The sequence below is a fragment of the Oleiphilus sp. HI0043 genome (genome assembly GCF_001634935.1).
Map to the genome: position 1 here is coordinate 39,344 of NZ_LWEY01001522.1, position 6,479 is coordinate 45,822.

A 6,479-nucleotide genomic window follows, 5' to 3' on the forward strand; every position below is an offset into this window, starting at 1 on the left:
TAAACTAAAATCACTGTTTCGGGAAGCAAAGACAGAATGGGCAAACTGTGCAGGAAATAGAGCACTTTTTGAAAGAAGTCGAGCAACGGGCATTCCGTATGACCCAATTTGCTACGCGAAACGAAGCTGATGCGCTAGATATCGTACAAGAAGCGATGATCAAGCTCGTCAACAAGTATAGCAACAAGCCGCTTGCTGACTTGAGACCCCTATTCTTCAGAATATTGGAAAACAGCATTTTGGATTGGCACCGTAAGGAGCAGCTAAAAAAGAAAATATTCTTCTGGCGAATTGATGAAAGTGACGCCGAAAGCGAAGTCGAAATGGCTGACCTCAGCGCAGACCCACTGAACTTATTGGACAGTGAAAAACTAGGAGAACATTTACTTAAAGTCATCGAACAACTTCCAGTCAAGCAGCAGCAATGCTTCTTACTCAGGACGTGGGAAGGTTTATCGGTTCGGGAGACTGCAGAAGTAATGAAGATCAACGAAAATAGTGTGAAGAGCCATTACTTTCGCGCTATGGAAAAGCTGCGCTCATCAAAAGCGCAATTGCAGTAAACCAGAGTTCAGGTCAAGAGAATGAACGATAAAGAAATTCAACAACGAGCTAAGCAAGCGCTGGACGAAAGTACCCGGAATCTTTCCCCTAAAGTACAGCGCAGCCTATATCAAGCAAGACAAGACGCTATGGCACAAAATTCAAAGCCATGGTTTAGGCACCCCTTAGTAGGATTCACAGTGGCAGCAAGCTTTTCGGCTGTTCTGTTGATAAACTATTTGCCACAGAAGCAAGGAGAAAATATTCCAAACCTTGTTCAAGCAAATATTGACGACTTTGTTCTACTATCGAACTTCGACGAAACAGACTTGGATATTGCAGAAGATTTAGAGTTCTCCTATTGGTTATCGGAACAACTAGAAAATGAAACAATACCTGAAACCTTATCTGTTAGTGAGCTGCGTAATGGCTAATGCATTCACTACTTTTCAAGTTCGAGCTAACGAAGCGCCTATTCAAGATATGAGCTTCTTTCTGTTTCTGGCCGAGACAATCGTCAATGGCAAAGAACTTGTAACGCCTATCGACTTACAGCAGATTAGCGATAACGAGCTGTCCAACTCCAAGGATCACGACTTGGTGCCCAGTGAACCTGAAAATAGCGAACAGGAGGCAAACCATGAATAAGCTTCCCAAGCACTTAATCACATTATTACTGGCCAGCTTTGTTTCGCTTTCTTTTGCAGAGGAATGGTCATCTTTGCCAAACGAAACCCAAATATTACTCAGCCCTTTTCAATCACAATGGGATAGCTTAGACAAAACCAAGCAAGAAGCCTTGGTTACAGGGGCAAATCGTTGGGCAAATATGGATAAGGAGCAAAGAGAACTTGCGAAGCAGCGCTTTTCCAAATGGCAAACGCTATCACCTGAAGCACGCTCGGCCTTAAAAGATAAAATGCAGCGCTTTAAAGCCCTGCCTGCTGAGCATCAGAACTCTCTGAGAAAGAGTATGCGTAAATTTAAGCAACTCCCAGAGGCAAAAAAGCAAAAGCTGCGTCAGAGCTTCAAGCGGCTCAGCCCAAGCCAAAGAGCAAAGCTAAGACGTAATATTCGCAAGCCTTAGTCACTTCTTCTACCAAACCAGCCCAAAGCGCAGGTTCCATTGGGTACCGATATTGTCGAGGTCAATCGCTTCTTCAAACGATAACTCGACTTGATATCGATCGATTAACAGCTCAAGGCCTGCGTTGATTGAACCAGAGCTATCGGTTTCCAGATCACTTTCAGTGCTAGACGTTAATGAAGCACTCCGGCGGAAGATACTCGTTCGCGTCAAGCCTTCGCCTTGGAAGAAGTTAGTCCAGGACAGACCAAAAAATGGACTTAATGCAGCGTGGCTATTCAATTCATAGAAGTAGCTTAAACTCAAAGACGGAGCCGCAAACCAGCCAGACTGACTGGCTTCCAAAGTAATAACATTTTCATTGAGGTAGCTTTGGTTGAGGGAGTCAACATATTGGAAGCCAAGCTGAAGTGAAGGTACGAGCGACCAAGCATCATAAGCAAAATAGCCACTAACTCCCGCACTGTATTCACTGGTCTCGCTATATTCTTCAAGCCGATTACCAGACGCTGCCCAAGCCTTCATCTCGGGTTTGCTATAGACATAACTCAATACCAGATCAACTGATAAAACAGGGTAGGCTAATGAAACACCAAAGCCCCACACCTTTTTCTCTAACTCAGCATCTTGGGCAAAGCTAGTATTTGCGGTTTCTTGCCAAGTATCCAGCGTGAGCATCGGCCCTTTCTGGCTAATAAAGGTGTATGTGAGATCTATAGATTCCGGGCTTAAATCAGCATCAAAACTATTGAAGCTAAGCGTTTCGCTATGCACGCCATAACTAAAGCTTAAAGAGTGCAGATTATCTTCACCAGACCAAGCAGATAGTGGAAATAACAAAAGTGCGAATAATCGATGCATATTAGGTATTTTGGTCCCATATAAAGAGTTCGAAGAGTAGCCTTAATGGCTCTGAATAGAAACCTATAAAAGCAATTCCACGCTTTCAAGCACACCCTAGTTCTGTTAAATTTCGCGCTCCACTTTCAAAAATAACAAGGATGCCACAAATGTCTCTACGAAAAGTCGTGAGCTTTCTAGCAATCGTCATATCAGTTCAGTTTTTAGTTGCCTGTGATGACAAGGTTGAACACACCCACAAAGTAGAAAAACAAGACTCATACACGCTAAAACTGGCAGAAACCTGGGGGCCTAATTTTCCTATTTTTGGTGACACCTCCAAGAATATGGCATCGATGGTCGAGAAGATGTCGAACGGTCGCTTAAAGGTCGTCATTCACTCTTCAAACAAGCATAAGTCTCCTTTTGGTATCTTCGATATGGTTAAGTCAGGCCAATACGATATGGGCCACTCTGCATCTTACTATTGGAAAGGTAAAGTGCCTGCCACCATGTACTTCACTACCATGCCTTTTGGTATGATCGCCTCCGAACAATATGCATGGTTTTACTACGGCGGTGGCATGGAATTAATGAATGAGCTATATGACCAGTACAATCTCATGTCCTTCCCTGGCGGTAACACAGCTAACCAGATGGGCGGCTGGTTCCAGAAAGAAATTAATACTGTAGAAGACCTGCAAGGATTGAAAATGCGTATTCCTGGCTTCGCGGGTGAAGTCATTGCCAAACTGGGCGCCAAACCTACGAATATTCCCCCAGGCGAGTTATATACCGCACTTGAACGCGGCACCATTGATGCGCTCGAGTGGGTAGGCCCCTCTCTTGACCTGCGCATGGGTTTCCACAAAATTGCACCGTATTACTATACCGGTTGGCATGAGCCCGGTGCTGAACTTCAGTTCCTGGTTAACAAGAAGAAGTTTGAAGGCCTACCGGCAGATCTTCAAGAAATCCTTAAAACAGCTATGAAAGCTTCCTCATACGATATGTATGCGCAAGCTATGCATGAAAGCGCTAAGAACTGGGCAACGATTAGTACCGAATATCCGAATATTCAAGTTAAAACCTTCCCTACTGAAGTACTTGCTGCGATGCGTCAGGCAAATGAAGACCTGCTAGCCGAAAGCGCCTCTAAAGATGAGTTCGCTGCGCGAGTGCTTAAGTCTCAGAAAGAGTATCTGGAAAAAGCACGTGCCTGGACCAATATGTCTGATAAGGCCTATTTAGATAGCACAGCCCCCTAAGATAAGGTCTGCACGTTAATACTATGCAAGTAATTCTAGCCCTGGATACTCTGTTTAAAAGCATTGCGCGTTTATGCGGAGTACTCTCGGCTAGCGCCATGCTCTTACTACTCATCAACGTTTTCTACGATGTGGTCATGCGCTATGGCTTTAATGATGTATCGATCGGTATGCAGGAACTGGAGTGGCATCTCTTCTCTTGCGTGTTTCTACTAGGTATTCCCTATGCGATTCAAGAAAATGCCCATGTCCGCGTGGATATTTTCTATGATCACTGGCAAGACCAGACCAAGGCCTGGATTAACCTCTTAGGTACGCTCATTCTTATCCTTCCCTTCATTATACTTGTGACTCACTTTAGCCTTGGTTTTGCTTATGAGTCTTATCAAATGGGTGAAGGCAGTGGTGACCCGGGCGGCCTACCTCATCGCTGGTTAATCAAGAGCCTGATTCCTTTGTCTTTTATACTGATTGGTTTGGCAAGTTTAAGCATGATCACTCAGGCTCTCCGTGTAATCGTTGGGAAAGAAGCTTACCCAAGAAGCAAAGAGGTCGGCTTGTCATGAGCGGTATCGTCATGTTCGTGGTTGCCCTGCTAATGCTGATGCTGGGCTTTCCCGTCGCCTTTACTTTTGCAGGAGTGGCTCTGGCATTTGGTATTTGGGCAGAGGGTTTTGAGCTGTTTGCTTTTATGCCCTACCGCATACAGAGCATTATGGAAAATACCATTCTGATGGCTATTCCCTTGTTCATTTTTATGGGCGTCATACTCCAGAAAACCAAGCTGGCTGAGCAACTCCTTGAATCGATGGCACAGTTATTCGGCAGACTCAATGGTGGCGTAGCCATTAGCACCATACTCGTCGGCTCTTTGCTCGCCGCCTCAACCGGTGTAGTCGGTGCCAGTGTGGTTGCGATGGGTTTGATATCCCTGCCTTGCATGCTCAAGTATAACTACGATAAACAACTCAGCTGCGGCACCATTTGCGCATCGGGCACCCTTGGTCAAATCGTGCCGCCTTCTATTATTTTAATTATTCTTGGCGATGTACTGGGTTTACCTGTTGGCGACCTGTTTAGAGCCGCTGTTGCGCCGGGGGTTTTGCTGATAGCTCTTTACATTGGCTACATAGTATTTGTAACAAGTCGAAACCCGGCCTTGGCTCCTGCTATGCCTATTTCAGAGGAAGATAAGAGCGAACAAATACGCAAAGCCTTATTAGCCATTATTCCTCCCTTAGCGCTGATTTTTGTTGTACTCGGTTCTATTTTTGCCGGTATTGCTACACCAACGGAAAGTTCAGCATTAGGTGGTATTGGTGCGATATTTCTGGTTCTACTCTACAAGCAGTTTAATTTCCAGATGCTCTGGGATAGCGCTAAGGAAACCGTCAACGTCACAGCAATGGTGTTCGCTATTCTGATCGGTGCCACGGCCTTCTCTATGACCTTCAGCTATTCTGGCGGCGATATGATACTGGAAGAATGGTTGTTGCAACTTCCAGGCGAAAAATGGGGTTTCTTGATTCTCACTATGTTGGTCATTCTGATTCTAGGCTTCTTTATCGACTTTGTTGAAATCTCTTTTATTATCATCCCTGTTCTGGCACCTATCGCAGAAACCCTAGGTATCAGCATGCTTTGGTTTGCAATTCTGATTGCAATGAACCTGCAAACCAGCTTCCTCACCCCTCCCTTTGGCTTTAGTTTGTTCTATTTAAAGGGTGTGGCACCGCCGAGCATCAAAACCAGTGATATCTACCGTGGTGTAATGCCATTTATTGCGATTCAGGTAAGCGTTCTTTTGGTCTTATTGATCAAACCAGAATGGTTCGGACTTTAAGTAGAATCTTATAAGCCAAGCCTAAGTTTGTGAACTAGTCAAAAATTTCGTTTATTTTTCCTCTCATGGTCTATTCTTAAAAGTAGGACTTAATAGCGCTTATCAAAACGGGATTGAAATGATGGTTACCACCTGCCCTCAGTTTACTGAGCTAGACAATGAAATAACGCAAGATTTTGCAGAGTGTTTACAAGAGAATATTGAGCAGATCGAAGCTTGTATCGCATTACTTGATAACTCAAAAGATCCGGAACTTGTTCATCGCCTTTTTAGAGACATTCACTCTCTAAAAGGTAATTGCCGTATGGTATTTCTCGACCCCTTGGTCGAAACAATTCACGCTCTCGAAGAAATCGTCTCTGACATGCGCCAAGGCCAGCGTACCTATCTTCCTATGTACGGCGAATTTATCTTTGCCATCGTTATTCGTATACGGGATATGATCAATACACTGATTAGTGATGGCCAGGTAGAAGGTACGCCTCAGGCGACCATGCTTAAGGTTATCGAAGATGTCAGAGGCTGCACTGCAGGCCAGGACCTGAAAGCACTTGATAAAGCAATGGACCAGCTGGTCGGGGCGAAGAAAAGTAGCACTGAAGAAGAAAAACCCGGCAGTATCGCGCTGAGCCTTGAGCATCAGGACAACCCTGACTTAGCATTTTTTAGAAAGCTTGCCTTACAGCTAGATGACTTAGGCATATACAAACAAGGTAGAACAGATTCCATTCTAGAGTTGTGCTTATCTACCAACAAAGACCTTGAAGAGCCTATCGATACAGACCAATTAACTGCTGCAGTCTATCTTCACGATATCGGCATGTCTTTAGTCTCGCCCGACATACTTANANGCCNATATCGTGAAGATAGACTGCAGCAGTTAATTGGTCTGTATCGA

The 6,479-nt window shown here is 44.6% G+C and carries 8 protein-coding genes and 1 pseudogene; 8 read left to right on the forward strand and 1 reads right to left on the reverse strand.

Annotated elements, in window-relative coordinates; all coding sequences use genetic code 11:
• Positions 1-44: 44 nt before the first annotated feature.
• From A3729_RS22270 to A3729_RS22285, 4 genes and pseudogenes are all read left to right on the forward strand, one after another.
• Positions 45-563 (forward strand): annotated as a pseudogene (locus A3729_RS22270) (RNA polymerase sigma factor); the annotation flags it as partial.
• A 21-nt stretch (positions 564-584) separates the two neighbouring features.
• A complete protein-coding gene (locus A3729_RS22275) occupies positions 585-977 on the forward strand; it encodes a DUF3619 family protein (RefSeq protein WP_068512395.1) in 393 nt (130 codons plus the stop codon).
• Positions 970-1,191 (forward strand): hypothetical protein, encoded by a 222-nt coding sequence (locus A3729_RS22280; RefSeq protein WP_068512398.1) that lies wholly within the window; start codon positions 970-972, stop codon positions 1,189-1,191. Before A3729_RS22275 ends, A3729_RS22280 begins: the two co-directional genes overlap by 8 nt.
• On the forward strand, positions 1,184-1,630 hold the full coding sequence (locus tag A3729_RS22285) for a DUF3106 domain-containing protein (RefSeq protein ID WP_068512401.1): 447 nt from the start codon (positions 1,184-1,186) through the stop codon (positions 1,628-1,630). The genes A3729_RS22280 and A3729_RS22285 overlap by 8 nt, the downstream gene beginning before the upstream one ends.
• 9 nt (positions 1,631-1,639) lie before the next feature.
• Here A3729_RS22285 and A3729_RS22290 read toward each other — a convergent pair whose 3' ends face one another.
• A complete protein-coding gene (locus A3729_RS22290) occupies positions 1,640-2,491 on the reverse strand; it encodes an autotransporter domain-containing protein (RefSeq protein WP_068512404.1) in 852 nt (283 codons plus the stop codon).
• A 140-nt stretch (positions 2,492-2,631) separates the two neighbouring features.
• Here A3729_RS22290 and A3729_RS22295 point away from each other — a divergent pair, with 140 nt between their 5' ends.
• From A3729_RS22295 to A3729_RS22310, 4 genes are all read left to right on the forward strand, one after another.
• Positions 2,632-3,738 carry a TRAP transporter substrate-binding protein gene (locus A3729_RS22295; RefSeq protein ID WP_068512408.1) on the forward strand — a complete coding sequence of 369 codons (1,107 nt, stop codon included), beginning with the start codon at positions 2,632-2,634 and terminating at the stop codon, positions 3,736-3,738.
• Positions 3,739-3,761: 23 nt separating this feature from the next.
• Complete coding sequence (locus A3729_RS22300; protein ID WP_068512411.1) at positions 3,762-4,304, forward strand: TRAP transporter small permease subunit; 543 nt, start codon at positions 3,762-3,764, stop codon at positions 4,302-4,304.
• The gene (locus A3729_RS22305; protein ID WP_068512414.1) at positions 4,301-5,581 is read left to right on the forward strand and encodes a TRAP transporter large permease subunit; all 1,281 of its coding nucleotides are present in this window, start codon (positions 4,301-4,303) and stop codon (positions 5,579-5,581) included. The genes A3729_RS22300 and A3729_RS22305 overlap by 4 nt, the downstream gene beginning before the upstream one ends.
• A 118-nt stretch (positions 5,582-5,699) precedes the next feature.
• Positions 5,700-6,479: Hpt domain-containing protein (locus tag A3729_RS22310; RefSeq protein ID WP_197475986.1), on the forward strand; the 780-nt coding region annotated here is incomplete at its 3' end.

Excerpts from the sequence above, each read along its gene's own strand:
- A3729_RS22275 (WP_068512395.1), top strand. The coding sequence starts at position 585 with ATGAACGATAAAGAAATTCAACAACGAGCTAAGCAAGCGCTGGACGAA.
- A3729_RS22280 (WP_068512398.1), top strand. The coding sequence starts at position 970 with ATGGCTAATGCATTCACTACTTTTCAAGTTCGAGCTAACGAAGCGCCT.
- A3729_RS22285 (WP_068512401.1), top strand. The coding sequence starts at position 1,184 with ATGAATAAGCTTCCCAAGCACTTAATCACATTATTACTGGCCAGCTTT.
- A3729_RS22290 (WP_068512404.1), bottom strand. The coding sequence starts at position 2,491 with ATGCATCGATTATTCGCACTTTTGTTATTTCCACTATCTGCTTGGTCT.
- A3729_RS22295 (WP_068512408.1), top strand. The coding sequence starts at position 2,632 with ATGCCACAAATGTCTCTACGAAAAGTCGTGAGCTTTCTAGCAATCGTC.
- A3729_RS22300 (WP_068512411.1), top strand. The coding sequence starts at position 3,762 with ATGCAAGTAATTCTAGCCCTGGATACTCTGTTTAAAAGCATTGCGCGT.
- A3729_RS22305 (WP_068512414.1), top strand. The coding sequence starts at position 4,301 with ATGAGCGGTATCGTCATGTTCGTGGTTGCCCTGCTAATGCTGATGCTG.